This is a genomic window from Paenibacillus chitinolyticus NBRC 15660, from assembly GCF_000739915.1.
Classification (GTDB): domain Bacteria; phylum Bacillota; class Bacilli; order Paenibacillales; family NBRC-103111; genus Paenibacillus_F; species Paenibacillus_F chitinolyticus.
Map to the genome: position 1 here is coordinate 78,306 of NZ_BBJT01000003.1, position 22,260 is coordinate 100,565.

Here is a 22,260-nt window from a genome sequence, read left to right on the forward strand (position 1 = left end):
GAAATCTGCTTTTTTTGCTATTTAGGTTGAACAAGCATTCCACCACATTCAGGCTCTTCGCCTTCAAGCCATCCTATAATGCGCTCAAACATCGATCTATAACTACCCCTAAAATCAAAAAGTACATCATCAAATCCAATACTAAAACAACGGCCATCTCTCAAATCCCAATTCGGACAAACATATTTGATATGCCTACAAATTCTGTTTCGATTTTTACTAAGTCTACCGAACCTGTGACTGTCCCATATTTTACTCATAATTATTTTGTATTCATCAACTGTTAGCGATTCGCTACAGATTACTTCTGGAATATTACCCATGATTATTGATCGTCCTTTCGTTTTTGTGAATGAAATTGCTTTTTCATTTCTCGTTGCTTCTTCTAGTCTATTCTATTTGTTTGTAACCTTAATAATGATTTGCTGCGACTCAAGGATGATACTTAGTTCTGTCTTGCCATAACCCGAACTAATGGACACTCTCTTGTCACTCTCATCTAATCCAAAGTATTCAGTTATTTTATTTTTACTATTATTGATTGACTCAAGATCGCTTGTTAAGTTAGGGAATGTTAATGATACAGTCATTGCTGAATCGCTGCCACATGAGACAAATGACCAAACTGAGCCGGTTCCTTTATTGATCTCGTCTAGTAGATTTGAAAGTTTGCCAAGCTGGAATATTGATGGAGTTTGCATTTATATGTCTCCTTTCGGTTCGCCGATTATTTAAAAGCTCCGTAACAATTAGGTTGGGCTGTTATATCAATTTATAGTTCACTACCATCCCACGGATAACAATTGGTATTATTTATGATTTGAGGCTTTACCCCAAAGTAATGGTACTCTGGCTCCAACTCTTCGTCTTCATAAGCTGCGGCCCACTCCGAAGCGATATTACTTGGATTGCTCGTTTCGACCAACTTAATTTCAACGGTTCCTACATCTAACAGATGATCGCCACTACTGCACTTAGGACATTTAATACCATTTCCATTTGAATCAACTATGTTACATGAAAAATGTAAACTACATTCAATACAGTACTGCAGTTCATCGTAGAATATGTGACCAATGATCTTCTCATCATAGTGCTGGATAATTCGTATAGGCATTAGTTTCCCCATATAATCCCCCCTGTTGAATTTACTTTTTAATATTTATTTATGCTCACCCAGTCGCAATCTTTGTTCTAAACATTTGCTCTGTTTTGAGTCAAAATCCTCAGCGCGCGCGCGATCTAAAATGATTTCTAGAGAATCCATCGCAGCCGAGAAGCCCTTCTTTTCTTTAGGTAAATTGCATTGCAGCTTATTGATTGCCATTCTTTGCAATTCAGACTCTAGAGTACTCGGTAAACATGATACCCATACCTTACATTGAAAGTCTTCCCCTAGATTGAGAGTTACCCATTTACCATACATTTCAGTTCATCCTCCCTCCTATAAAATCGCTCTTTTATTGTTAAGTCAGGCAAGCCATAGACTTAGCGATAATCCTCTTGTCTGATTCTATTTGCTTCATCACTAGTTCCTGTTCTTCAAATTCAATTTTGATTTCAGCCATTCTTTGTTCGATTTCCTTCTTAACTTTAATAGATCTTGTTTTATATAATTTAAGATTTAAATTAGCTAACTCTATATCATTGTATAATTTTGTTTCTTTTATTTTCTTATACAATGTATTTTCTAGCTTTGTTAACCTTCTTATTTCAGATTGATAGAGTTTCACTAATTTATCATGGAGAGGATTCTTTTTATCTAAATCTGGAATATGTCCTCTTTTATATTCTATTACCGTTATTACTGTAGTAAGGTCTTGTGAAAGAATAATTCCCTTTTTCCCAGAAGCGAACAGATGACTTCTGTTACCTTTATCGCAAGTAATTTCTCCTATGTATGTACCCGCCCTAATAATTGACTTACACATATTAATAATGTCGGCTTCATTCAACATCTTAAATCTTTCTTTTGCTCGTTGTATTGCATGAGGAGTAAAATCCAAAGCTTTTAAATTCACTTTGATCATTCTTTCCCCTCCGGGACCAATTGATATTTATTTATAATTTCAATAGCTTTATTTTTAAAATTCTCACCTATATAAACTGTTTGCCAGCTATTACTTAACCCGATTAGATTTTCTTTTTTCAATTTTCTTAGAACGTCAGTATCGTAACCCCTCCAGCTTTCATTTCCACTTGCTGTTAAATGAATAAGTACAACAGTTAGATCTTCAATTAATTGATCCATTTTTCACCTCATAAAAGACTTATTTCATCGTAATTGCTTCGACAATTAACCGACATGAATTATCATAATGTGCTTGGGCTAATTCCTTGCTTTTCTCTAAAGTGTGAACGTCTCTTCCAATATCTTTACCATCGAACCAGATCATATAAGTGTCATTATTTCCTTTAGAAATGAGATAATGACTTTTCTTAATTCCGAAGTCAACCCATGACTCGTGTTTATGAATCGAAGTTGATTTAAATTCCAATTTTTTAAACATAATAATTCGTCTCCTATTCATATTCTGAATGAAATACTTCTTTCATTTGGCTATATTACTTTCCGATATTGATATCCTGTAGGTGAATTGCCCACATATTCAAAACAAAACTTTCGGTTAGCCAAATTAATCTCTGTTACTGCACCTTTTTGGAATCCAGATGATTTAAGTTGTTCTATGAAATTTGGATTATGAATTATATCTGGATCGCTCTTATCATCAATAACAATTTCAAAACGTTTCAGTTGATCTGGAAGTTCATTTACTTCTTCCCAATAGTCAAGTGCAATCAATGCTCCATTTCCAATTCCTGCTTCATTGCAAGCATTCGCAATATTTGTGCCGATTACATACTCTTCCTTGTCAAATCTCCAGACTAACTTATATATTTTCATTTACTACTCCTCCTCTGAATAAGCCGATAAAAGAATCCTTTCATCGTATTACATTAATTCCAAAATCATTTATCCATTCCAAATATCCAGAAGATGCTTCTTGTGCATAGATTAAGTTACATTTTGTTCCCTTCACATCTAAGTAAGTCTTAGCCTTGTTTTCGGCCTCTTGCTTTGTTAAAGCTTCCACAGGCATTGCAGCTCCATCATATCCAACATGCCAAATCACATTGAAACATCTCCCCATGAAATAATCTTTTCATCGTATTAAATTCTGATTTTGCTCTTGAGTCCTAGCGAAACGTAATATAGGTGTATGCTCTTACATTTTTAAAGAAATCATTTGATTATTAAACGATCAAGTAAGCCCAAACGACGTATAACAAATACACAAATAAAGGATGTGCCAGTATTGTAATTACCTGAGCTAACCTGTTTTCCTTTATTAGCTTCTCAATTCTTAACACTTCGTGATGCAATCCTGTCTTTCTGCAATATTCAATTGCATAGTTATTTGCATCCATCTCTTTTCTATTGAATGAGTAATAGATTAAATATAAAGCGCGCGCTAGTTTTTTTAATATCCATGGCTTATTACTGCTACTACGAAATGTGTAATTCTCTTTATTTCTATTCTTATACTGCCAGCTATGTCGCATCTCATGAGCAAGAATTCCAATGTTATTTGTGTCTGCAACAGCTACAAACTCGGGGTTTTCTTCCCAAACATGTGCCCCTAAAAATAACGAACCATATTTTTTAGTTTTTTCTTTTGCCTCTTCTCCAAAGAAGACTAAGGGATCGACATTCAGTTCTCGTTTTAGGTTTTCAGTATGAGCGTAAAAAAGCGTTTTCTCATCTACCATGTAACTATCTCCCTATGTATAATCGTTTATTTTTACAGAACAGACATTGCTCTTCACCAAGTACTTAAAGCATATTTCTTCTTCTTTATACAAGTCAATTCTTGTATAAAATATTCATTTCATTTTTTAATGTCTATTAATACCATACTCATTAACCAACCGGCAAATGTGAGATTTTTTAATTGCAATGATTTCATCTTCAGATAGTTCTTTAAAAAAATCTTCGTATGTAAATTCGGGAAACATCTTTTTCAATTGAGAAATCCGTTTTTCCGGAATAACCCCTGTCTTTAGCCAAATAGATATATTCGCCCTGTTAATTCCTATACTATTAGCAATATCTGAATAAGTTTTTCCATAAAGATTACAAGCCAATCTTAAACCGTTCAATAATTTTCACGCTCCTATAAGTTGAGCAATTTGATAAAAGGATCATTTTATTGCTTAAAACACTCTAATTATTTGTTCGGTTTTCTTTTTTAAATACTCAATCTCTTTTGACTGCGATTTAATCAGTGCTAACATTCCAGTAATTACTGGATCATTTCTATAGTGTCTATCATCGATTAGTTTTTCAAGTTCTTTTATTTTCAACGTCGCCCACTCCTTCTAACTCATCGAGTATATATTGATAAGCTGCTACTTTACCCTCCCAATAACCTAAACTATAGCCCCCAAAATAATTATGAGTTTGTTCTGGATTTTCTCCATGTTCATTTTTATAGGTGAAAGCTCTTCGTTTAGCATAAGTTATCCTCTTTGCTAAAAAATCTCTAATGTCTTGCATTTATCCGAATTCCTCCTAGATAAATAAAATATAGTTTTATCGTATATCATACATATATATTATATTCTTTTATTATATTAACGTCAATCCTTTTTCACTTAAAAAGCCTAATTAGTTTTTACACTAATTAGGCCTATGTACCGGTAGACATTCTGGATCAAATCCTTTACATTCACAATTGCAATCCATAATGTATTATTTTATTATCAAAGAACGTTAATTAAACATGTCAGCACAACTTATTTTATGAGCCTGCGTAACTTTCTGCATTACATCGCTACTCAACTCGGCTACTTTGTTTATTAGCCTTGATTTGTCAACCGTTCTGACCTGCTCTAACATAACAACAGAATCCAAGAGTACTCCATCTACACCCCCTTCTAAGACAACATGTGTAGGCAGTTTTGCTTTTTGGATTTGAGACGAAATAGCTGCTACAATTACAGTAGTTCCAAACTTGTTACCCTTTTGATTACTGATGATTACGCAAGGTCTAATGCCTCCTTGCTCAGATCCCACGTTTCCATCAAGCCTAACAGTCCAAACTTCTCCCCTATTCACTTCTACTTTCTGTGTCATTCTATTCACATCGCTATACTTCCGTTCTAATACTGCAGCCATCAATCGATCTCTCCTTTTTGATTTTTCGCTATATTTTCATTTTTTATTCACAATAGTATTATACCCCCTATTATAAAGAACAAAACTATAAAATACAATAGTTATTTGTCAAATGGAAAATCGCTCAAAAAACAAAGTATTTTATCCTTTACATAAATGGATAGGCATGGTAATGGAATAAATTCCCTCCAAACTGGATAGATTTAATATTATACGGAGGTGGCACATTTGAGGAAAGATAATTGGACAAGCCAGGAAGATAAGATTCTGGCAGATACTATTCTCGCACATATTGCAAGCGGAAGCACTCAACTACAAGCTTTTGAAGAGGTGTCAGCAAAAGTCGATAGATCTTCAGCAGCGTGTGGATTTAGATGGAATAGCGAATTAAGAAAGATCTATACTGAAGAGATTAAGAAGGCTAAAACTGCGCGCGCCGAATCCAAAATGAAAAGATCAAATAATGATTACTCAGAACAGGTTGAGCAAGACTACGAAGATACCTTTGGCGGTTTACTCGAAAAGTTGAAATCAAAAATAAGCTTACTTGAAAAAGAGTTAGATCGAGTAAAGAATGAAAACACCAGATTGAAAATTACTTTACAGGATAGCAGGCCGGATGTGGTTTTGAGCGAGGATTTTAAAAACATGATAAAAATAATTGAACGCGCCAGATCACTAGGCGTCTTAGAGAAGACAAGTTAACCCCCACCATAAGGTAGGGGTTTTTTATTTATAAAACATATTCAACAAACACTGGCGATCTCAATAGTCCTTTTTTAGTCCAATTTCTTGTTTTAATCCGAGCCTTTATTAGCGGCTCAAGATAGACAGTACTTTTGTCTTCTTTGTAAGTGATCGATCTTTTTATGACATTGAATGCTTTTTTTGCTTCTGGATTCACACCCAATTCAATAACACCGGCAGCTCTCATTTTGCCTGTCTCATCTATAACTGATGTGAGCCATCCAAATTCGTTCTTTTTATAACCTGTAATAAACACTTCGGCATATGTCCAATTTATTACCTTCTGCCAATTCCAAGATCTCTTGCCTATTTCGTATCTTGACTCTGCCATCTTTTGAACTAAGCCCTCTAATGCATTTGCCTCTACAAGCTCATAAAGGGCACTAGCTGAGCCGAGAGACCATTTAACCTGTTTATATGACTCCGTCTCACTAAAAGATTCCGAAAGCAATTCTTTTCGTTTTAACAGTGGCAATCCTGATGTATCAATTCCTTTATATCTTATAATATCAAATGCAAAGAATGTGACTAAGGTTTTATCGGTTTTGGACTTGAATCTTTTAGATAATGCTTCGAAATCAGGTTTTCCTTGGGCGTCAATTATGACTACCTCTCCATCAATAATTGTTCCTTCTGGTAATGGACAATCTAGCAACTCTGAAAATATAGACGTTACCTCGTTATTGTGCCGAGTGTATAATTTCACACCATTTATAGTACTGATTATCAGTCTAAATCCATCAAACTTCAATTCATTTATATAAGCAGCTTCATCACTTGGATTATTTGCCGTTTGTAAAAGCATAGGAGAAACAAACATTTTTCATCACCCAATTACATTGTAACTCTTTTTCAAAAGATATTTATCTAGTAAGTATTGGGTTAATGAAGATCTCCAACAATAGTTACGTACCATGCTATAGCACCAGATATTAAAAATCCTAACATTAAAGTTAACCAGAATATTCTAAGGATTTTCTTGACTACATTGAATATACGAATCATCTCACTAACTCCATTTCAATTTTTACACTTATTGGAATTATATCACCTCTGACCCCATAATGTAAATTTTATCTGAAAATATCTTATAGGATATGTTTGGGATATGAACAATTGTCTACACTTACCATTAGGAGTGTGGACAGATGAATCGATTTAAAAATGAAGAATCCTATCTACTTTTGCTCGGTGCAAGGATCAAGCAAATTAGAAATGATAAAGGTATAACTCAAGAGGAATTGGCTGAAAGAATGAATACTTCGAGTCCTTATATTGGCAATGTTGAACGTGGTCAAAAAAACATTACATTATCGTCGTTATTCAGGTTTGCTGACGCTCTAAATGTCCGCGTAATGGATTTATTTGCTTTCGAAGCATTCTCTGATACCGGCATTGTGAAACCCTCAGAATTAGCAATTACAGAAGATAAGATGTTGCCACTTATTGAATTACTTTCGCAGTGTAATACAGCGGATAGAGATAAAATATACCGCATGCTTATTGAATTTCTAAAGTAAAAGCCATATGAAATACAAATTTTATCGTGGAATAAAAAGTGGCCGCTGTTATACGGCCACACGGTTTCCTTTAGTTACATAAAAAATATTGTCATCCTTACACATTTGAGTAAACAAGTTGAATTTTTCAAAATCGTCAAATGTGTAATTGTTTATGGCTAACTCATTTCTCCACTTTTCAATTGTTGTAACTGTATACATGAACATTCTCCTCCGTATTAAGCTCATAAGTTGTATTGTTCTATTCCGAGCTCTCAGATACAAAGTGGTTGTAAAGAGCCTGGAGTCCATTTACACGCCCCCAAACCTGATCCTTCTTTGTAGTCCCCCCAACGCAGTAGCGACGATAAGAATCCCCCTTTTTGTTATTCTGTGAGTACCATTGTAAAAACGCCGATACTTTTTCTTGATCGCTGTTATTCAAGAATAAGGCGACCATCGAAGGAATATTTACCTTCGTTACGAACTTGGATTTGTCCTGGAATGTTTTCTCAATGTTGTTATATGCAGAATCGAGTAATTGTAGTGTCTCATCTTCAATTTCGTTTTGTTTAAAGATAGCTTCAACATCCTTTGTTGAAAAAGAGGGGAAATCTAATTTACCCGCGATAATTATGGATTGAAGTATGCACATTTGACGATCCGATTTCTTAATACTTCCCTCCGGGAAATGTGCAACGTTTAGAAACAGGCCGCTTTTATTAATTCTTTCATGTCCATAGTTTTGAACTTTTTTCGAAGCAGATACAAAAGCAAGATGCTCTTTTGAAACAGGTTTTCCGTTATTCAGTCTATAAAAGACAGTGTCTATGATACTTTCTTCATCATCGTTCTCATCGAATTCCAAAACCCTGAAGGTTATCATAAAACTGTTTATTGAATCTTGCACCTCTTCAGGAAGCTCTGAAAATCTTAATCCGGATATGTCGTAGGTTTCACCATTAGACTCAAGCGTCACCGGTTCCAGCTTCGTCAAAGCAAATTCATCTTTTCTGTAAGAATAAAAGATGGTAAGCCTTTGTTGACCATCGATGACATCATAGACGTTTACCTGTTTTTCATTAATAATTTTAGGAGTCTGAACAGCATACACATCAGGAACGAACAAAGTTAGAGACGAATGAATAAGCAACGAATTGTCTTCAATCTTCCATTGCCCTGATGGACGTTGAATAGGGTGATCAAAAGTAATAGTCCCCCCGCTCGATCATGCTGCAAATTTGTTTAACGTTCCAGGATAAAGGTTTTCTAATCATATATTAGTGCCTCCTGAAGAATTCGATATGGTAATATTGTACAACGAGTCATTTGTTGCTGTTACCAATTTTGCTAGCTAGATGATAAAATCAATGTTTTATTACCTATATGTACTTAAAATGCTTATGCGAATGATACAACCATTTCATGATACAACTTGATATAGTGTTCATCGATTATTTCATATGCGCGCGGAGAAAAATATACACTGTTCATCTTATCAGCGGCCGCGGTTCTTTCATTGATAAATTCAATTAAATCGTCTGCATCATCGAATATTTTCGTTTGAGATTTTCTAGTATCGATCTTAGTAGCATCTCTCAAGCTAATGACAACACTCCTGCTCTCATCAATAACATCAAGATTGCCGTATTTGTTTATAGCAGTGTGATAACTACTCATAATAAAAACTCCTTAATAAATTTAATTAGTATACTTTTATTTTATAATTCATCATTCATTAATTTTATTGAAATGATCCCTTTAGATAGAAAACTGTCGGATAAAGCGAACTCGCCATCTTTGTCAAAAAAGAAGTTGTATTCTCCTTCCTTCCGACTAAAAGTTGCAAGTTTAATGACGACACCATAATCTAACGAGTATATGTTTCCTGGTGTAAAATCCATATTCGCTTCACCCCTTCTATGTATTTCCTACTCCTTTATTATAACACAAACTAGATTAATAGTATAGTTTTATTTTATTAATCAAACGATGAAAACAGTTTTTCATCGTTCTATAACTTCATACCTCTCTATATTTCCCCTTGAACATCAAACCATTTACCATCACCATATTCTACTCACTTCGTCATTCGTTTGAGATAAAACAATTTCATTTCTTTTTGTAATATTTTTATCTTTCATAAGTCTTCCTATTTCAAATAATGCCGCGAACTCAACTGATAATGCCTTTGCGATTATCGTGTTACCGTTGGTTCTGTAAAAATTTATTCCATCAGTATATACATGCTCATATATAGGACTAATATCATAAACATATGCAGGTTTAAGATCTCCAACACCATTTAATATTCCTGCTGAAATAGAGTGATTACCTCCATTTACAAAGCCTATCCTCATTGGCAACCAAAATTCAATGTTATGATTGTTGCTTTTCTCCTCCCATTCACCCCAAAACCGACCTTTGCCAATGTTAACCATCGAGTTTAATTGTCTCCCTTTATTCCAAGGCCAAGGTAGTACAAGATCCTCTTTCAAAACTACTCGTTCATTTTCTGCAGGTAAATCCATGAAGAAATCATACATCTTTTTGCCGTTACTTTTGTCGATCACCTCGGATATACTAAACAAGACATGCCATGCATCAATATTCGGTAACCTCTCAAATTCCTTGCCTTGATATAAAAGGTTTGTAATGTACTTAGTTTGCAGCCGTAATCCTATAAGTTTAATAGTATCAAATATTGGATGACGTTCTGGCATTTCGATCTGATCGCATTTTATTTGCCTTTGCTCGTGATTTTCAATCACGATCTTTGCATAGCTCATTAAATTATCGAACAATATCTTCTTTTGACCAAAGGATGCTTTGACATCTGAGTTATAAACACTAGTTTTTTCGTCCGCTTCTTCCTTTGATAATTTACTCATTATATGCTTGAAAAAATCTATTAGTTTCTCCCCCTTATATAGAATAAACATACAGGAAGTTTATACCACATTTTGAATTATGACTTCTTACTATGAGCAAGCAAACTTGTTTATTGGTATGACGCTCAGCCAAATGAATTTGTGAGATTTAATATATCTCGTTCTATACAAATTTGTGTTCACCATATTTATTTATGTAATGAAATAGCCATTTCATAAAATTTCCTCATTGTTAATTACCATCTAAACATATCATTGCTATCACTATTTGTACTGTTGGCATTCGAAAACCCGTCCAAATCAGGAAATAAGGTTTCATTTCTAATGTCAAAACAATCAATTAAAATTTTTCGGCACTCCAATTTTAATTTAGCTGTGATTGCAATACTTAAATTGGCGTTATTTTCCTTAGGTAATTTTAAACTGCCACTTTTTATTCCGCTTACATCGCTGTATAAAAATACTCCATGTTGAGCTGCAATTCTCTTCGATACGACGGGAGTTTCAATGAACATAGGATGATCGTATTTACTTAGATCCTTTGTTAAATCACTATAATCACGATCATCAAGAACACCTTCAATACCACCCCCTACAAAATTTGTATGTACACCTAACAATAGTCCTGTTTTGTCTTGATTCGCTTGAACACAAAACCATAAACCAACTAGTGAGTTTTTAGAAAAATCAACAAGCCTTGTCGCTGCTCCGTGATGTTGCAATTTGGCAAGAAGTTCTGAATCACTAATCTCATTCCCATACAGCTTTCCGTAGCCTTTGTGTCTCGCTTGTTTTATCAGAGATTCTTCATAGTTAATGATATCGTTCTCTAAAATATTGGGCTTCGAATTAATCAGTTTTCGATAGGCGCCACTATGTATAGGCCAATCAATATTACTTTGACCCCGCCATAACCTAACATTATTGTATCTTCCAGAATTATTAATAATGACCAACTCAGTTAATTCTAAAAAAGATTCTGGTGCAAATACTTCGCCAAATAATTCAGTTTGTAAGAACTTCATAATATCCACCTCGTGACTCGTTCAGTTAATGTAAATTAATTTAGAATAAAACAGTCATTTCATTTCAAATTCATAAATATCGAATTCGTCCCAGATTTGCCACTTTACATTTGATAGTTTTTCAAGGTCAATATTTCTCATTCCATGACTTAAATATGCTTTATCACGTGTTCCATTTATTACATCTAGTATTCTATTATTGATTCCCTCAACGGACTGATCAACCAGAATATAAGATGCCCCACCATCTAAAGTATCTTCAAATTGAAACTTGGAGCCTCGCGATTCCTGAATTAATCCCTTTAATTTGCGTTTATAAAACTTTGGCTTATAATCAATTTCAAGCATTTCTCTTTTCCTCTCTTTCCTCATAAAATAACCCTTATATCGCCCATTTGCATTATATATTCTTATTATACTGATTTAACCAAAACAATCATAGGTAGGGTAACATTTGTTCCATTAAACTTTGATTATGTATTCCTTGATCCTTTTGATCGACGCCGCTGTTATATAGCTTCTGCCGCGTCATCCTCCATCTTATCAATAATAACTAGGACAGTATTAACTGAGGTTCCCGATTCTTTAAAAGATCCTTCGGGTAACATATCGTAGTATCCACGCTCATTTAACCATTCGCGGAATTCTACACTTTTAAAATCGTTCGCAAAGGTGAAATGAGGAGACATGATAGCAACAATACGTCCACCATTCTTTAGGCACTTATAGGCATGCTGCACATGGGCTATGTCTTTGTTGCGTTCGAATGGAGGATTCATAATGATTTTGTCGAAATGGTTATATCTAACATGTTCAAGGAAATCATATCCAACAATATTGTATTGTTTAAGTTCTAAAATCTCACGAAGTGAACTGTTCCACTCTATCCCCTCTAGATCCGCAGCTATGCCGTTTTGCTGACAATGTGCTGTTATACTGTCTAGAATGTTCCCATTACCCGCAGACGGTTCGAGGACTGTCTCTCCGTCTTTAATATCTGCATAGCTCAGCATGTGTTCAACAATGGTTTTAGGTGTAGGATAGTAGCCGTCTATTTTCTTGAATTTAACCTCAGCTTCAAGTTTCTTGATTTTCTTTATTATTGGGTTTACCGGCTTCTCAATTTCCGCGATGATTGTTTCATATTCATCTAATGCACTGTTGTATTGATATGTATTGCATATATTCGCTCTATTAAGCATCTTTTGTTTTTTGGGAACTTGAAGATTCCACATGCCATCAAGAGGTAAACTATAATCAATTTCAGGATATTTAGTCTCCCGTTTAAACTTTGTTCTTGAGATAAATCGATTATGAATGTCATCTCTAAACGTACCAACTAAAAGAGCTTGTTCTAATTGTGTCATGCTGTTATGGATTGCTTTATCTTTTAGATATTGAAGCAAAGCAATTTCAAGTCGTAGCCTTTCCCGCTTATTTTCTCTATTTTCCTCCTCATTTTGACGCTTCCATGTGTTAGTAAGATAGTTTCTGCTTATTGCATTAAGTTTCTTTTGTGCCGATTCAATTTGCTTCTCAATCTTGCCAATATTTTGTTCCTGATTGGATGAAATTGGGTTTTTATCGGTTTTCTCTCCATTTTGCTGTTTCATCTTTGAGCTGCTGATATTCATTACTTTTAGCGATTCCAGAGCCTCCACAATGAGGGAAGAGCCTTGCCCATAGGAACGGAATAGTCCAATCAAGATCTCGGATACGAAGAAGCCTCTTTCTTTTACATAGTCCGATATCTTTGCTTTATATTCTGTTTTCTCTTCCTCAGTTTCTGGACGCTTAATATTGCCATACTGATCCGACATAATAGATGTGGAATAGTCCATAATCCAATCTGCAGCATCTTCTATGGTAATGCTGGTATCATGAGCGCCGGCTGTTATAGGTGATTCTTGAGCCTCTGCAAAGCCTAATAGCGCTTTTAACTCTGCTGTGATATCGTGACCATTCTTCGATTTGGTAATAAGTTGTGATGCTTTGTCTTTAGTAATGACAAGGTTTGTCGTATTGAGTTTTGTAGCACAATGGAGAGCCCACAATTGACGCTTAGTTGCCTGTTTTTCATCAGTTACAGTTTCATTTTTCGTGTAAGTTTGCTTCTTCTCTGTTGACGCCTCTTCGGTGTCTCCGGACAATGCTGGTGCGTCCATATTTGCTTTAGGTTGTTTACGCGACGTCTTCTTAAATACAATTTTCTCTTCATATTCTGTTGCTTCTTGCAATTCAACGATAGAAATGTGTCCTTTCTGAAGGAGATCGTTTATTTTGTCCGTAGACACAAACATTGTTTTTCCTTTAGCCTTAGAAGGCTTGCCATTCTTGCCAAGTTTGGAAAAAGATCCGCTTTTCTTGTCATCATAAACATACACACATTGCCACTTAGTACCCTTCCAATTGCCGTTAGTGTAGTCGCACTTCATAATGAACGTAGTTCCAGTTTTAAAATCTTCTGCTGTTATAAAGGTTTTTTCAACTTCTACAAATTTAACGATCGTTCTAGGAACAAGTATAATTTCTGATTCAAGTGTATCGGAATTGCGCAGAACCTTTTCGAAACGGTTCACAATAGCAATTACTCTTTCTTGTTTCTGTTGTTCAGCCGTTTTTGTTTTATCTTTATAATCATAATCATTGCAAGCGAATACGCCGGTTCCCTTGCCTATAATTTGACCGTCCTTTTCAATATGCCAAGAACAATTACCTGGATTTTCATAAGTGAATGAAGGGTAAGTTTCAACAACTGTAAATTGCGGTTCCGTATCCCTGCATCTCAGACGTTCGATACCTGCTAGAGCCGCCGCGCGCTCCCCTTCGGTAGCACCAGAGTTAGCGGCCGCAAGTTTGTGTAATTTTTCTAATTTACGATTAATATCCTGATTGGTTTTAACACTGCTATAAAGTACTTGCTTCTTTTCATATCCCGAATAGTATGTATTAGAATGATCGATAACGAGAACATAACCATTTTTTTCAGCGAGACCATCCCAAGAAGCTGGGTCAAAATAATCAGTCATTGAGTCGCTGCAATCTTCTTTATACCCATAAGTCTTCCAGCCACGTTTAACGAGTTCCCGCATAATTAATACTTTAGCTTCTCTCTTATCTCCATACCACATAATATTACATCTCCTTGCTATGTATTATTTTATTTTTAAATTCAAGATTTAGTTGCTGTTATATGATCAATGCAAGGGATAATAGTAACATTTTATTTGGTATTAAAAGAATCGGCTGCAACGTATGAAGCTAAAGTCATTTTTAATAATTCCTTTGTTTTTTTGTCTGTCTCTTCTTTTATTAATTGTTCAAACTGTTTAATAATTTCATCTTCTTTTGTTTTCATCTAATCGCTCCTTATCGTATAACTGTATAACCGTTTTCTTCTGCCCATTCTTTAGCATTTTTTCTACTATTCAATACATTTATTACCCATCCACCAGCCTCGCACAAAGAGCCAGTTAGAGGATAAAATCTTAAAGCTTTTATTTCCCATTTTCTATTCTTATTATTTAATGCAACTCGCCCATCGAACCTAATAGGTATATTTAATTCTTGATTCATCGTTTTATCCTCCTATGAAATTAAAATTTCATTGCCTGATTAAATACAAGCACAGTATTCTAATTAGCGGGTGTATCTATACAAATAACAGTTACCATGGCTAACAGCGCTTATGCCGTCGCGGGTCTTTTTAACTAAACGCCTTTGTTGTTTCTCGCTGATAAATTCGTCTGCGATTGGTTTTAGATCCTCAATCTTGATTTCTTGAGTTAAGACACTTTTATCCGTAGTCTTAACGATTTGGAAAGCTGCTCGTATATTATCGCTTGTACTCCATTTTAAAACTAAAATCTCACCAACATTAAACGGATTGGGTTCAGTTTCTTTCTTATCTGTCCATCCTTCGGGAATTTTCATTTCTTCGATTTCGGCATATGGATAGTAGCAGTAGCACCCTTTTAAATGCTGGTCAATGTAATCGCCGCTAACCTTCTTAGGATTTACCTTTAAAACAGTTGCCCAGAGTCCTCTTACTTTTATCAAATAACCTACCTTTACAGTATCTTTGCTATATTCAAAGCCTCCAATTTCATCCATGCGGTTTTGTAAATAAGCAAGTTTATCGACTTCGTATTCCATCCGATCTAGCAATTTTTGCAGCCATTCTTCATCATTTCTTTCTTCTGCCTTGACAATATACCTTTCAAGGCTACGAATTTCCTTTTGGCACTCCTCTATCCTGTTATTCAAATAAGGCTTACTATTGAGTTTTGTTTGGTCTGCTGTTGCATGCGCAGTTTCTGCTCGTTCCTTGAAATATTCGCTTTTTCGATACTCATCGAATCCTTTATGGTAACGGTTTAAAACCCTGTTTCTTTGATTTGTGAAAGCTCTACCTGCGCTGCTGTTTATATTCGGTTGCGTCAGCCATGACCAGTCTTTGCGCAATTCATCAAACTCCTGTTGCAATCCTTTCGCTCTATTGGCTGCATTATCTGCGTATTCTTCATAGCGTTCCGCCCTACGTTCTGCTTTCTCCGCTTTCCGTTCTAGCTGTTCAGCATATGACAAACGCTCGCCTTCCTGTCCTCCGTTTGTAAAGCCCAACTGTTCAGCAACCCGAAGGGCCGAATAATGATTATTCGTTGATTTCGACACCCAAGCTCCTGCATAGCTTGACCATGTAAAAAACCGCCTCAATTCTTTTTTCTGCACTTCTGGCATTGATTTGTATTCGTCTTTTGTAAAACGCAATTCAATTTTCTGTGTTTCACGATTTAAAATGTATTGGTTTGACATATTTATTCCTCCTATAAAATCGAAATTTCATTGCCTGATTAAAACGTTTTTTGTTACTCTTTCCATCCCTTTTTAATCGTTGCAAAATCGCCAACTTTAATTATGTGAGCTTTTGTTTTACTCTTGTATATCCTAATAGTAACCGAGTTGTCATCTGCAAAATGAACAGTTCCTTTGCCGCTCATCTCACCAAATATTGTATCAACCGTGTAACGGACCTTATCTCCTTGATTTAAAGACTGGATAACTTCTCTTTGCATAATTGTTTGAATGAGATCCACTGTCAAATCATACTTTTCGGCATACTCAAGTGCTTTTTCATATGGCAGACCAACCATACAATAATTCCCCCAATAAGGAGCTACAAAACCGCTGTCACGCCTATACGATTTAATATTATTTTCTTTTATATCTAAATCAATCAATTGCTGGAGCGTCTTATACTCCTCTTCTGTTCGGTTGTATATGTTAATTCGAGCCACCTTATTTATTCCATTCACATTGAGCACCCCATTATTGTTTTTAGGCTTTGCAACTTTCTCATTACATTAAATCAAATAAAATCAAACTTTTATCGTTCATTAAAATACAAAACCTTTATTAAATATGATTTCGATCATTCTTTCATATTCCGATTGTGGCTGGTTAATTCTATCCGATTCAAATGTAAATCCTCTACCGCATACACCAATTAGTCCATTTTCAATGAGAATATAAAATAAATGTTTATTTCTGGGCTCATATTCCTCTATGTATTCAATTACTAAGTTTTGTTTGTAGATGTTTTCTTGATTTACTGGTCCTCCACCAAAGAAATGTGACACAAGAGAATTATAGAGATTATATATATTTGCATTTATTAATAAGATTACGTCTTCCGTATTTAACACCTTATTCTTTACTGCTTGAATCGCTTTTTTAAATTGAGTTTTTGATTCAAATACTTTTTCGGTAACTGCAAAATTAAACATTTTCACTACCTCCATTATCCCATCTGAAAAAATACTTGCATACATTCTTTTATTTATACTGCTATGTATTTTGATTTAGGAGAATTTTTCTTATGATATTCAAGCTGCCATAACATTAATTCTTTAGTATTATAAGCTTTGCCGATTAGTCTGTTTTTACCTTTGACGCTAGTAGCTTTATCAATTACATGACTCCGCTCACCATAGTAATATTCTCGTGTATTCTTTTTGAATATGGAGAGAATCCAATACATGTTTTTTTCTTTGTTATTATTGATGTTAGTATAGATAAAACCTCTATTTCCCCAATGACTAGAAATTTCAGAAAGCCGGTTAATTATAGCTTTTTCATCTGGAAAGAATTCGTACGTTGCAAAAACTGAATCGAGTTTACTTACAATTGGATCAGTAGCTCCATAATATATTTCCGTTTTACCCTTACTGTTAGAAAACTTTGCAATAACGAAGGCATTAGACATTCTAAATCCTCCTTATATTATTTTCTTTTACTTTATTATAAGACTTCCAACAATGGTTAATTTTTGTTGTTCCTTTTTTAGCTGCCATTTACTCGCAAGGATTGCCAACGCTGTTTTACTCATTGTTTTCCACCTCATAATAGTTTTTGTTTTATCTCTTCTTCTTAACTTAATTATGCCACATTCAACTATTTAAATCAATTATTATATTCTTTTATTCTGTAATTGTAAAGCCCAAATTTTTGGGCTTCAATCTTTATGTACAATGTAGAATCGATTATCCTTTTCCACTACTCGATTAAATGTAAACAGATTCTCTATAGGTTCATCAATAACCTTTGATAATTTATACATTGTTTTAACGTCAAGGTTGTTATCTTTAAAAATTTGACTCACACGCTGTTTGGTTAAACCTCCAAGTAATTGTCCCAGTTGCTCCTGAGTTAACCCCTTCTCTTTTGTTACTTCCCTTAGTTTGTTCTCAAACCCTTCGGCCTTAAACACTTCAATTTGTTTATCAATATATTGCGATGCCTTAGATGAATGATAAATTTCTTTGCAGCTATCGCATTGAACAGCAGGAATGTTTTCAATAACTAAAGTTTTCCCCTCCACGGTTTGCTCAATGGTATCCATTATAGGTGACAATTGCTTAGATCCGCATTCGACACACACTTTTAATTCCATGATTCCACTCCCCCATTTTCCTTTTAAAGGGCGAAAGCTTCATTAGTTCGCCCTAACCTGGTTATCCATAACAGTTATAATAACGATTAATTCATCCGGATTATGTACAAACTTGATAGCTAACCTATGGTCGTGCTGTCCTCCTTTAATCTTATAAGATGTCACACCGTCAGGATTGTTTGTATCGGTTCTTAGGATCTGATTAGGATTCGTCAGGATATCTCGAACATCAGCATCTGTTAAACCCCGTTGAATCATTTGTATCCTTGCATGCTTAGTCATAAAGTAATTACCCTGAGTTGCAAGCGATTGAATTTTAGTAAGTACCGCTGAAACCATTATGTATCAACTCCTATCTATAAGTCAAGTATACACTTTACTTTTGACAAAGTCAATAAAATAATTGTATATTACATAGTTTAATTATATTAATTTTCAATCAAGAAAAACTGCCCGTCTGGTTTATTAGAACGGACAGTAAGTAGTTTTATATTACTCCATAAGCTTTTTTGCTTCATTTTCCTTTCTACGATAATCAGTAAATACAACCATTCTATCAGCCCCATCAGTCTTTAAAGCATACAATATTTCATATCCCATAAGTTCACCGACAATGTTTAATAGGTTAGTCTCATCACCTTCTTTAACTTTTTCTTTCCATTTAGCATGATAGGCGTCAACCTTCTTTTGTGTACTTTCTGTATCAGTTACATTGTGCATGACATCGTAAGCTATACTCTCCATTACCGCTTTAGTATCTTTAACAAACTCGCTGTTCATACCACAGGCAGACAAAGTTAAAACCGATAAACATAGTAAGACAGTTATAATTGTCTTAGATAGACGTTTAATCATAGTAAGTTACTCCCTCATATTGGTTAATTTATGCAAATACATTTATATACCGTTGGACCTATATTGGTCTAGCAAATTTTAGGTAGTTTAGGTAGAAAGGTATATATGTTAAGATTAGTTGTGTGAAAGGATATAAGTAATGGAGATACATAAGGATAAATGTTGGGTGGATTAGATTAGATAGAGTTGCGATTAATATAGATGGAAATATAAAGTGTAATCATATATTAGTGATCACAAAAAGCAAGCTAATGTAAACTTATGTAGTCTTAAAGTAGTAGTAAAATGTAATCATAAAGCAATCAAAAATGTAAAAGACTTTTGACATGTTACAATTGTTACTAGGCGATGATAGCACAAAGTAGATAGCCAATTAGATATAAATCAGCGCTCTCTTTTTGCTCATTCATTACAATTTTAAACAGAATTATTACACAAGTAAACAAATATAATACTCTATACTTCTCAACACTTCACTTTACCATACAACATATATTATATAGTAAATAAGGGGGGGTATTTTACATCAAAGAGCCGGTTCAATTTCAAAAAAGAGTCCGCAGCACTTCTACTCCTAGACTCAACTTATAAATTTTCTCATCCTCATTTTCTTCCTCATCTTAAATTTCACCTAAAATTCTATCGTAATCCCTATCGTAGGCCTATCGTAATATTGCCGTAACCATCGTAATATCCATCATTTAACGATACCCTTATTAGCCTAATTTTCTCACCAAATTCACCAATTCAACACAAAAAACCCTTGTACAATAAGGGTTTACGATATGATTCGTTACTAAACTATTTACTTTGACAATTTTATGCACAATAATCCTTATACCTACAACGATTCCAGATATCTAATTTGCCCAGTTTTAATCAACGCTCGATATATATCTATCGACAGATAATCAAATCATAATTTATTCAAAATACGAACCGTAAACGACTTGTGCTTATAATTTCATTTCTAAGTCAAAATTCAACACAATTATTAATAGATTTCCCAGGTCTAATACTTAATTAATGGTTTCATTCGTTTAACACAGTTGCATCAATAATTCATTGATTAATCTGTGGTATTTTCATGTTTACACTTTAGTCAGTTAAAAACATAGAAAATGGCATACACCTATAATAGAATAATTAATATATCTATTACTTATATTATATAATACATATTACTCTATTATAGGTGTATGCCAAAATCTATGTTTTTAAACATTTAACTTTTTCTCCCAGAAATTGAATAAACGTTTGCTTTTGTTGCTTCTCCCCTTCTATTGCTTTGATTGATAGTAATATAACCCTTGCTTTGAAGTAACTCTAAGTATCTGAAAATCGTCCTTTTAGGAATACTAATACTTTTTTCTAACTGGGTAATGCCTATATCAAAACCGTTTAAAAATAAATCGCACTTATGACTAATGTATTGATAAATGTAAAATCCATTTAGTCCTATCTCGTCTTGGAGTATTGTTTGAAAACACACGAAGTCGAATACATGAGTGTTGTCAATTACGAAATATGTACCATCTTTGATCCCAATCTGCTTACTCTCCTCTGTTCTGTAAAATGCTTTTAATGGCTGTTTTATAAAATAATTTTTGGACATATCGACTAATCTTCTGGTTTCTGCATCTAAACTAAAATATGTAGTAAAACTTAATTCTCCAGTCTCATACTTATATTGCAAAGGAAAATCCCTTGTTGAATGAGTTAAGCCAATCCGATCTGTAAGTCCATTTCTTTTTATAATTTTATTAATATTAGTGTAGCTTGATGAATACCCAAGCATTTGTTTAATTTTTTCAGCAGGTATTGGATACTTACAGTAGCGATATAGATAACACAAAAGACAATAATAACAATAAACAGTTGCAATGTTGCCAGTGTTGATTCCGTCAAAATTTTTTAAGTCATCAAATATCTCGTTATGGATATATACGAGTTCTCTTCTTCTCATTGCCATAATTTGAGTTTACCTCTAGGCCCTGTTAGCAATCATATTACGAGCTGCCGACCTAACTTGATACCCTAGGCCATTCTTGATTCCCTTTAGTAAGGAGATAAGTTCTTCGCGAGACAGTTCCTCAAATATATCTTCTTTGATGTCATTTTCCATTTGGATACCGGCCATATTCTCCATTCCTATTTCATTGTTCGCATAGATCATTGTTGTATTAACGTTTTTGTGATTCCCTTGTCTTTTAGCTCTATGGATATCACCTGTGGTCTCAAGTTCCCAATTAATCGCCACGGTTTTCAAACTGTGAAAAACGATATTTCTATGCTCCGGTATTCCGAGTTGATTCCTAATTTTTTTCATCATAGCAGAAATAGTCTTAGGGGTAATATGAAAAAATTTGTTATCTGTGTATCTCTTGCAATAGTGTTGCTGTCTAAGATCCATTAAAGCTTTATATAAGTCCGGACGAATAGGTTTTTTATCTTTTACTCCTCCTTTGTCAATTACCTCAACAATGTAATATTCACCACACTCAGACTGGCGAATATTATCCTCTTTTAATGACAGTAATGCGCCCTCCCTTATCGAAGTTGTATATGCCAGTCTGATTAATACGGATTTCTCAAGACCTTTATCCTGGCTTAAAGCAAGTTCAGCAAACAATCGAGCTTCATCCAAAGTTAGCTTTCCGTAACTTTGGCTATCTGCTGGCAAAAAATCTAACCTCAGTATGTTGCTCTTAATGGGATACTCGTTTCTTTCAAGATGTTCGAAGAGACTCAATACTGCGGCTATGTAAGCATTAACAGTAGTTTTTTTGTTGTATTGATCAATAAGATACTTCTGGTAACGAATCATATCAACATTCCTAAACTGCAGATCCTCACGCTTTAAATCTTCAATATTTTTATTTTTCATATACATGAAAAATTTTCTGATACCTCTTTCGTAATTTTGTGCTGTGCTGGCGCTTTGAATCTCATGCTTTGATAAAAAAGCTTGAATATCTTCATATACTGAATCATGATGCAGACTCACAATATTGTTTGTTGCTTTGTTCAACCTAATCATCTCCCCTTTTATTTACTAACAATTTATCATTATATAGTAAGGTACGTCAACAATATAAATATTTATTGCATT

At 34.4% G+C, this 22,260-nt stretch carries 35 protein-coding genes; 2 read left to right on the forward strand and 33 right to left on the reverse strand.

The genetic code is table 11. The annotated features are described in order from the left end of the window. Nucleotides 1-17: 17 nt before the first annotated feature. The 14 genes from PCH01S_RS30275 to PCH01S_RS05910 form a co-directional block, all read right to left on the reverse strand. The gene (locus PCH01S_RS30275) at nucleotides 18-323 is read right to left on the reverse strand and encodes a hypothetical protein (RefSeq protein WP_129112489.1); all 306 of its coding nucleotides are present in this window, start codon (nucleotides 321-323) and stop codon (nucleotides 18-20) included. Nucleotides 324-395: 72 nt separating this feature from the next. Beyond that, nucleotides 396-701 carry a hypothetical protein gene (locus PCH01S_RS05860; protein ID WP_042227646.1) on the reverse strand — a complete coding sequence of 102 codons (306 nt, stop codon included), beginning with the start codon at nucleotides 699-701 and terminating at the stop codon, nucleotides 396-398. 71 nt (nucleotides 702-772) lie between these two features. Further along, nucleotides 773-1,129: a hypothetical protein gene (locus PCH01S_RS05865; protein ID WP_042227647.1), complete on the reverse strand. Its 357-nt coding sequence runs from the start codon at nucleotides 1,127-1,129 to the stop codon at nucleotides 773-775. Nucleotides 1,130-1,162: 33 nt separating this feature from the next. Further along, complete coding sequence (locus PCH01S_RS05870; protein WP_042227648.1) at nucleotides 1,163-1,426, reverse strand: hypothetical protein; 264 nt, start codon at nucleotides 1,424-1,426, stop codon at nucleotides 1,163-1,165. Between the two features lie 40 nt (nucleotides 1,427-1,466). Continuing rightward, nucleotides 1,467-2,030 (reverse strand): hypothetical protein, encoded by a 564-nt coding sequence (locus PCH01S_RS05875; RefSeq protein WP_042227650.1) that lies wholly within the window; start codon nucleotides 2,028-2,030, stop codon nucleotides 1,467-1,469. Beyond that, nucleotides 2,027-2,251, reverse strand: a complete 225-nt coding sequence (locus PCH01S_RS05880) for a DUF6429 family protein (protein ID WP_042227651.1) — start codon at nucleotides 2,249-2,251, stop codon at nucleotides 2,027-2,029. The genes PCH01S_RS05875 and PCH01S_RS05880 overlap by 4 nt, the downstream gene beginning before the upstream one ends. A gap of 19 nt (nucleotides 2,252-2,270) precedes the next feature. Then, a complete protein-coding gene (locus tag PCH01S_RS05885) occupies nucleotides 2,271-2,510 on the reverse strand; it encodes a hypothetical protein (RefSeq protein ID WP_042227653.1) in 240 nt (79 codons plus the stop codon). A gap of 50 nt (nucleotides 2,511-2,560) precedes the next feature. Then, nucleotides 2,561-2,905, reverse strand: a complete 345-nt coding sequence (locus tag PCH01S_RS05890) for a hypothetical protein (RefSeq protein WP_042227656.1) — start codon at nucleotides 2,903-2,905, stop codon at nucleotides 2,561-2,563. Between the two features lie 40 nt (nucleotides 2,906-2,945). Next, nucleotides 2,946-3,134, reverse strand: a complete 189-nt coding sequence (locus PCH01S_RS05895; protein ID WP_042227657.1) for a hypothetical protein — start codon at nucleotides 3,132-3,134, stop codon at nucleotides 2,946-2,948. Between the two features lie 121 nt (nucleotides 3,135-3,255). After that, entirely contained in the window at nucleotides 3,256-3,771 is a 516-nt protein-coding gene (locus PCH01S_RS05900) for a hypothetical protein (RefSeq protein ID WP_042227659.1), read from the reverse strand. Nucleotides 3,772-3,897: 126 nt separating this feature from the next. Then, nucleotides 3,898-4,161 carry a hypothetical protein gene (locus PCH01S_RS05905; protein WP_042227661.1) on the reverse strand — a complete coding sequence of 88 codons (264 nt, stop codon included), beginning with the start codon at nucleotides 4,159-4,161 and terminating at the stop codon, nucleotides 3,898-3,900. A gap of 54 nt (nucleotides 4,162-4,215) precedes the next feature. Further along, nucleotides 4,216-4,365, reverse strand: a complete 150-nt coding sequence (locus PCH01S_RS30280) for a hypothetical protein (RefSeq protein WP_156972796.1) — start codon at nucleotides 4,363-4,365, stop codon at nucleotides 4,216-4,218. Continuing rightward, nucleotides 4,346-4,558: a hypothetical protein gene (locus PCH01S_RS30285; protein ID WP_129112488.1), complete on the reverse strand. Its 213-nt coding sequence runs from the start codon at nucleotides 4,556-4,558 to the stop codon at nucleotides 4,346-4,348. The genes PCH01S_RS30280 and PCH01S_RS30285 overlap by 20 nt, the downstream gene beginning before the upstream one ends. Before the next feature lie 216 nt (nucleotides 4,559-4,774). Then, a complete protein-coding gene (locus PCH01S_RS05910) occupies nucleotides 4,775-5,137 on the reverse strand; it encodes a type II toxin-antitoxin system PemK/MazF family toxin (RefSeq protein ID WP_042228817.1) in 363 nt (120 codons plus the stop codon). Between the two features lie 270 nt (nucleotides 5,138-5,407). Between PCH01S_RS05910 and PCH01S_RS05915 the strand changes: the two genes are divergently transcribed. Then, nucleotides 5,408-5,884 (forward strand): hypothetical protein, encoded by a 477-nt coding sequence (locus PCH01S_RS05915; RefSeq protein WP_042227663.1) that lies wholly within the window; start codon nucleotides 5,408-5,410, stop codon nucleotides 5,882-5,884. A gap of 28 nt (nucleotides 5,885-5,912) precedes the next feature. On the opposite strand, the gene PCH01S_RS05920 is transcribed toward PCH01S_RS05915, so the two are convergent. After that, entirely contained in the window at nucleotides 5,913-6,746 is an 834-nt protein-coding gene (locus PCH01S_RS05920; protein WP_042227666.1) for an ATP-dependent DNA ligase, read from the reverse strand. 328 nt (nucleotides 6,747-7,074) lie between these two features. Here PCH01S_RS05920 and PCH01S_RS29205 point away from each other — a divergent pair, with 328 nt between their 5' ends. Beyond that, entirely contained in the window at nucleotides 7,075-7,446 is a 372-nt protein-coding gene (locus PCH01S_RS29205; protein WP_053228657.1) for a helix-turn-helix domain-containing protein, read from the forward strand. 241 nt (nucleotides 7,447-7,687) lie between these two features. On the opposite strand, the gene PCH01S_RS31255 is transcribed toward PCH01S_RS29205, so the two are convergent. The 18 genes from PCH01S_RS31255 to PCH01S_RS06010 all read right to left on the reverse strand — a co-directional run bounded on the left by PCH01S_RS31255 (nucleotide 7,688) and on the right by PCH01S_RS06010 (nucleotide 22,179). Continuing rightward, a complete protein-coding gene (locus PCH01S_RS31255; protein WP_327195277.1) occupies nucleotides 7,688-8,638 on the reverse strand; it encodes a DUF262 domain-containing protein in 951 nt (316 codons plus the stop codon). 188 nt (nucleotides 8,639-8,826) lie between these two features. Then, nucleotides 8,827-9,105 carry a hypothetical protein gene (locus PCH01S_RS05935; protein WP_042227668.1) on the reverse strand — a complete coding sequence of 93 codons (279 nt, stop codon included), beginning with the start codon at nucleotides 9,103-9,105 and terminating at the stop codon, nucleotides 8,827-8,829. Nucleotides 9,106-9,146: 41 nt separating this feature from the next. Continuing rightward, nucleotides 9,147-9,329 (reverse strand): hypothetical protein, encoded by a 183-nt coding sequence (locus tag PCH01S_RS05940; RefSeq protein ID WP_042227669.1) that lies wholly within the window; start codon nucleotides 9,327-9,329, stop codon nucleotides 9,147-9,149. A 162-nt stretch (nucleotides 9,330-9,491) separates the two neighbouring features. Next, nucleotides 9,492-10,316: a DUF6710 family protein gene (locus PCH01S_RS29210; protein ID WP_129112486.1), complete on the reverse strand. Its 825-nt coding sequence runs from the start codon at nucleotides 10,314-10,316 to the stop codon at nucleotides 9,492-9,494. Between the two features lie 236 nt (nucleotides 10,317-10,552). Continuing rightward, nucleotides 10,553-11,341 carry an FRG domain-containing protein gene (locus tag PCH01S_RS05950; RefSeq protein ID WP_042227670.1) on the reverse strand — a complete coding sequence of 263 codons (789 nt, stop codon included), beginning with the start codon at nucleotides 11,339-11,341 and terminating at the stop codon, nucleotides 10,553-10,555. 54 nt (nucleotides 11,342-11,395) lie between these two features. After that, nucleotides 11,396-11,689, reverse strand: a complete 294-nt coding sequence (locus PCH01S_RS05955; protein WP_042227672.1) for a hypothetical protein — start codon at nucleotides 11,687-11,689, stop codon at nucleotides 11,396-11,398. Nucleotides 11,690-11,850: 161 nt separating this feature from the next. Beyond that, nucleotides 11,851-14,472 (reverse strand): methyltransferase, encoded by a 2,622-nt coding sequence (locus PCH01S_RS29215; protein WP_053228659.1) that lies wholly within the window; start codon nucleotides 14,470-14,472, stop codon nucleotides 11,851-11,853. 92 nt (nucleotides 14,473-14,564) lie between these two features. After that, on the reverse strand, nucleotides 14,565-14,699 hold the full coding sequence (locus PCH01S_RS31260) for a hypothetical protein (protein ID WP_255246829.1): 135 nt from the start codon (nucleotides 14,697-14,699) through the stop codon (nucleotides 14,565-14,567). Nucleotides 14,700-14,710: 11 nt separating this feature from the next. Next, complete coding sequence (locus tag PCH01S_RS05965) at nucleotides 14,711-14,917, reverse strand: hypothetical protein (protein ID WP_042227673.1); 207 nt, start codon at nucleotides 14,915-14,917, stop codon at nucleotides 14,711-14,713. Between the two features lie 63 nt (nucleotides 14,918-14,980). Further along, a complete protein-coding gene (locus PCH01S_RS05970; protein ID WP_042227674.1) occupies nucleotides 14,981-16,156 on the reverse strand; it encodes a DUF3560 domain-containing protein in 1,176 nt (391 codons plus the stop codon). A gap of 53 nt (nucleotides 16,157-16,209) precedes the next feature. Further along, nucleotides 16,210-16,656 carry a hypothetical protein gene (locus tag PCH01S_RS05975; protein ID WP_042227677.1) on the reverse strand — a complete coding sequence of 149 codons (447 nt, stop codon included), beginning with the start codon at nucleotides 16,654-16,656 and terminating at the stop codon, nucleotides 16,210-16,212. An 81-nt stretch (nucleotides 16,657-16,737) separates the two neighbouring features. Beyond that, entirely contained in the window at nucleotides 16,738-17,127 is a 390-nt protein-coding gene (locus PCH01S_RS05980) for a hypothetical protein (protein ID WP_042227679.1), read from the reverse strand. 53 nt (nucleotides 17,128-17,180) lie between these two features. Next, a complete protein-coding gene (locus PCH01S_RS05985; protein ID WP_042227680.1) occupies nucleotides 17,181-17,606 on the reverse strand; it encodes a hypothetical protein in 426 nt (141 codons plus the stop codon). Between the two features lie 249 nt (nucleotides 17,607-17,855). Next, nucleotides 17,856-18,293, reverse strand: a complete 438-nt coding sequence (locus tag PCH01S_RS05990; RefSeq protein ID WP_042227682.1) for a helix-turn-helix domain-containing protein — start codon at nucleotides 18,291-18,293, stop codon at nucleotides 17,856-17,858. A gap of 42 nt (nucleotides 18,294-18,335) precedes the next feature. Beyond that, complete coding sequence (locus PCH01S_RS05995) at nucleotides 18,336-18,632, reverse strand: DUF4258 domain-containing protein (protein WP_042227683.1); 297 nt, start codon at nucleotides 18,630-18,632, stop codon at nucleotides 18,336-18,338. Nucleotides 18,633-18,785: 153 nt separating this feature from the next. Further along, the gene (locus tag PCH01S_RS06000; RefSeq protein WP_042227684.1) at nucleotides 18,786-19,148 is read right to left on the reverse strand and encodes a hypothetical protein; all 363 of its coding nucleotides are present in this window, start codon (nucleotides 19,146-19,148) and stop codon (nucleotides 18,786-18,788) included. A 1,225-nt stretch (nucleotides 19,149-20,373) separates the two neighbouring features. After that, entirely contained in the window at nucleotides 20,374-21,120 is a 747-nt protein-coding gene (locus PCH01S_RS30290) for a hypothetical protein (protein ID WP_129112485.1), read from the reverse strand. 15 nt (nucleotides 21,121-21,135) lie between these two features. Further along, nucleotides 21,136-22,179 carry a tyrosine-type recombinase/integrase gene (locus PCH01S_RS06010; protein WP_042227687.1) on the reverse strand — a complete coding sequence of 348 codons (1,044 nt, stop codon included), beginning with the start codon at nucleotides 22,177-22,179 and terminating at the stop codon, nucleotides 21,136-21,138. Nucleotides 22,180-22,260: the final 81 nt, after the last annotated feature.

What these genes read in the sequence shown, in the direction of transcription:
- PCH01S_RS30275 (WP_129112489.1), bottom strand. Translation starts at nt 323, where the DNA reads ATGGGTAATATTCCAGAAGTAATCTGTAGCGAATCGCTAACAGTTGAT.
- PCH01S_RS05860 (WP_042227646.1), bottom strand. Translation starts at nt 701, where the DNA reads ATGCAAACTCCATCAATATTCCAGCTTGGCAAACTTTCAAATCTACTA.
- PCH01S_RS05865 (WP_042227647.1), bottom strand. Translation starts at nt 1,129, where the DNA reads ATGGGGAAACTAATGCCTATACGAATTATCCAGCACTATGATGAGAAG.
- PCH01S_RS05870 (WP_042227648.1), bottom strand. Translation starts at nt 1,426, where the DNA reads ATGTATGGTAAATGGGTAACTCTCAATCTAGGGGAAGACTTTCAATGT.
- PCH01S_RS05875 (WP_042227650.1), bottom strand. Translation starts at nt 2,030, where the DNA reads ATGATCAAAGTGAATTTAAAAGCTTTGGATTTTACTCCTCATGCAATA.
- PCH01S_RS05880 (WP_042227651.1), bottom strand. Translation starts at nt 2,251, where the DNA reads ATGGATCAATTAATTGAAGATCTAACTGTTGTACTTATTCATTTAACA.
- PCH01S_RS05885 (WP_042227653.1), bottom strand. Translation starts at nt 2,510, where the DNA reads ATGTTTAAAAAATTGGAATTTAAATCAACTTCGATTCATAAACACGAG.
- PCH01S_RS05890 (WP_042227656.1), bottom strand. Translation starts at nt 2,905, where the DNA reads ATGAAAATATATAAGTTAGTCTGGAGATTTGACAAGGAAGAGTATGTA.
- PCH01S_RS05900 (WP_042227659.1), bottom strand. Translation starts at nt 3,771, where the DNA reads ATGGTAGATGAGAAAACGCTTTTTTACGCTCATACTGAAAACCTAAAA.
- PCH01S_RS30285 (WP_129112488.1), bottom strand. Translation starts at nt 4,558, where the DNA reads ATGCAAGACATTAGAGATTTTTTAGCAAAGAGGATAACTTATGCTAAA.
- PCH01S_RS05910 (WP_042228817.1), bottom strand. Translation starts at nt 5,137, where the DNA reads ATGACACAGAAAGTAGAAGTGAATAGGGGAGAAGTTTGGACTGTTAGG.
- PCH01S_RS05920 (WP_042227666.1), bottom strand. Translation starts at nt 6,746, where the DNA reads ATGTTTGTTTCTCCTATGCTTTTACAAACGGCAAATAATCCAAGTGAT.
- PCH01S_RS29205 (WP_053228657.1), top strand. Translation starts at nt 7,075, where the DNA reads ATGAATCGATTTAAAAATGAAGAATCCTATCTACTTTTGCTCGGTGCA.
- PCH01S_RS05935 (WP_042227668.1), bottom strand. Translation starts at nt 9,105, where the DNA reads ATGAGTAGTTATCACACTGCTATAAACAAATACGGCAATCTTGATGTT.
- PCH01S_RS05940 (WP_042227669.1), bottom strand. Translation starts at nt 9,329, where the DNA reads ATGGATTTTACACCAGGAAACATATACTCGTTAGATTATGGTGTCGTC.
- PCH01S_RS29210 (WP_129112486.1), bottom strand. Translation starts at nt 10,316, where the DNA reads ATGAGTAAATTATCAAAGGAAGAAGCGGACGAAAAAACTAGTGTTTAT.
- PCH01S_RS05950 (WP_042227670.1), bottom strand. Translation starts at nt 11,341, where the DNA reads ATGAAGTTCTTACAAACTGAATTATTTGGCGAAGTATTTGCACCAGAA.
- PCH01S_RS05955 (WP_042227672.1), bottom strand. Translation starts at nt 11,689, where the DNA reads ATGCTTGAAATTGATTATAAGCCAAAGTTTTATAAACGCAAATTAAAG.
- PCH01S_RS29215 (WP_053228659.1), bottom strand. Translation starts at nt 14,472, where the DNA reads ATGTGGTATGGAGATAAGAGAGAAGCTAAAGTATTAATTATGCGGGAA.
- PCH01S_RS31260 (WP_255246829.1), bottom strand. Translation starts at nt 14,699, where the DNA reads ATGAAAACAAAAGAAGATGAAATTATTAAACAGTTTGAACAATTAATA.
- PCH01S_RS05965 (WP_042227673.1), bottom strand. Translation starts at nt 14,917, where the DNA reads ATGAATCAAGAATTAAATATACCTATTAGGTTCGATGGGCGAGTTGCA.
- PCH01S_RS05970 (WP_042227674.1), bottom strand. Translation starts at nt 16,156, where the DNA reads ATGTCAAACCAATACATTTTAAATCGTGAAACACAGAAAATTGAATTG.
- PCH01S_RS05980 (WP_042227679.1), bottom strand. Translation starts at nt 17,127, where the DNA reads ATGTTTAATTTTGCAGTTACCGAAAAAGTATTTGAATCAAAAACTCAA.
- PCH01S_RS05985 (WP_042227680.1), bottom strand. Translation starts at nt 17,606, where the DNA reads ATGTCTAATGCCTTCGTTATTGCAAAGTTTTCTAACAGTAAGGGTAAA.
- PCH01S_RS05990 (WP_042227682.1), bottom strand. Translation starts at nt 18,293, where the DNA reads ATGGAATTAAAAGTGTGTGTCGAATGCGGATCTAAGCAATTGTCACCT.
- PCH01S_RS05995 (WP_042227683.1), bottom strand. Translation starts at nt 18,632, where the DNA reads ATGGTTTCAGCGGTACTTACTAAAATTCAATCGCTTGCAACTCAGGGT.
- PCH01S_RS06000 (WP_042227684.1), bottom strand. Translation starts at nt 19,148, where the DNA reads ATGATTAAACGTCTATCTAAGACAATTATAACTGTCTTACTATGTTTA.
- PCH01S_RS30290 (WP_129112485.1), bottom strand. Translation starts at nt 21,120, where the DNA reads ATGGCAATGAGAAGAAGAGAACTCGTATATATCCATAACGAGATATTT.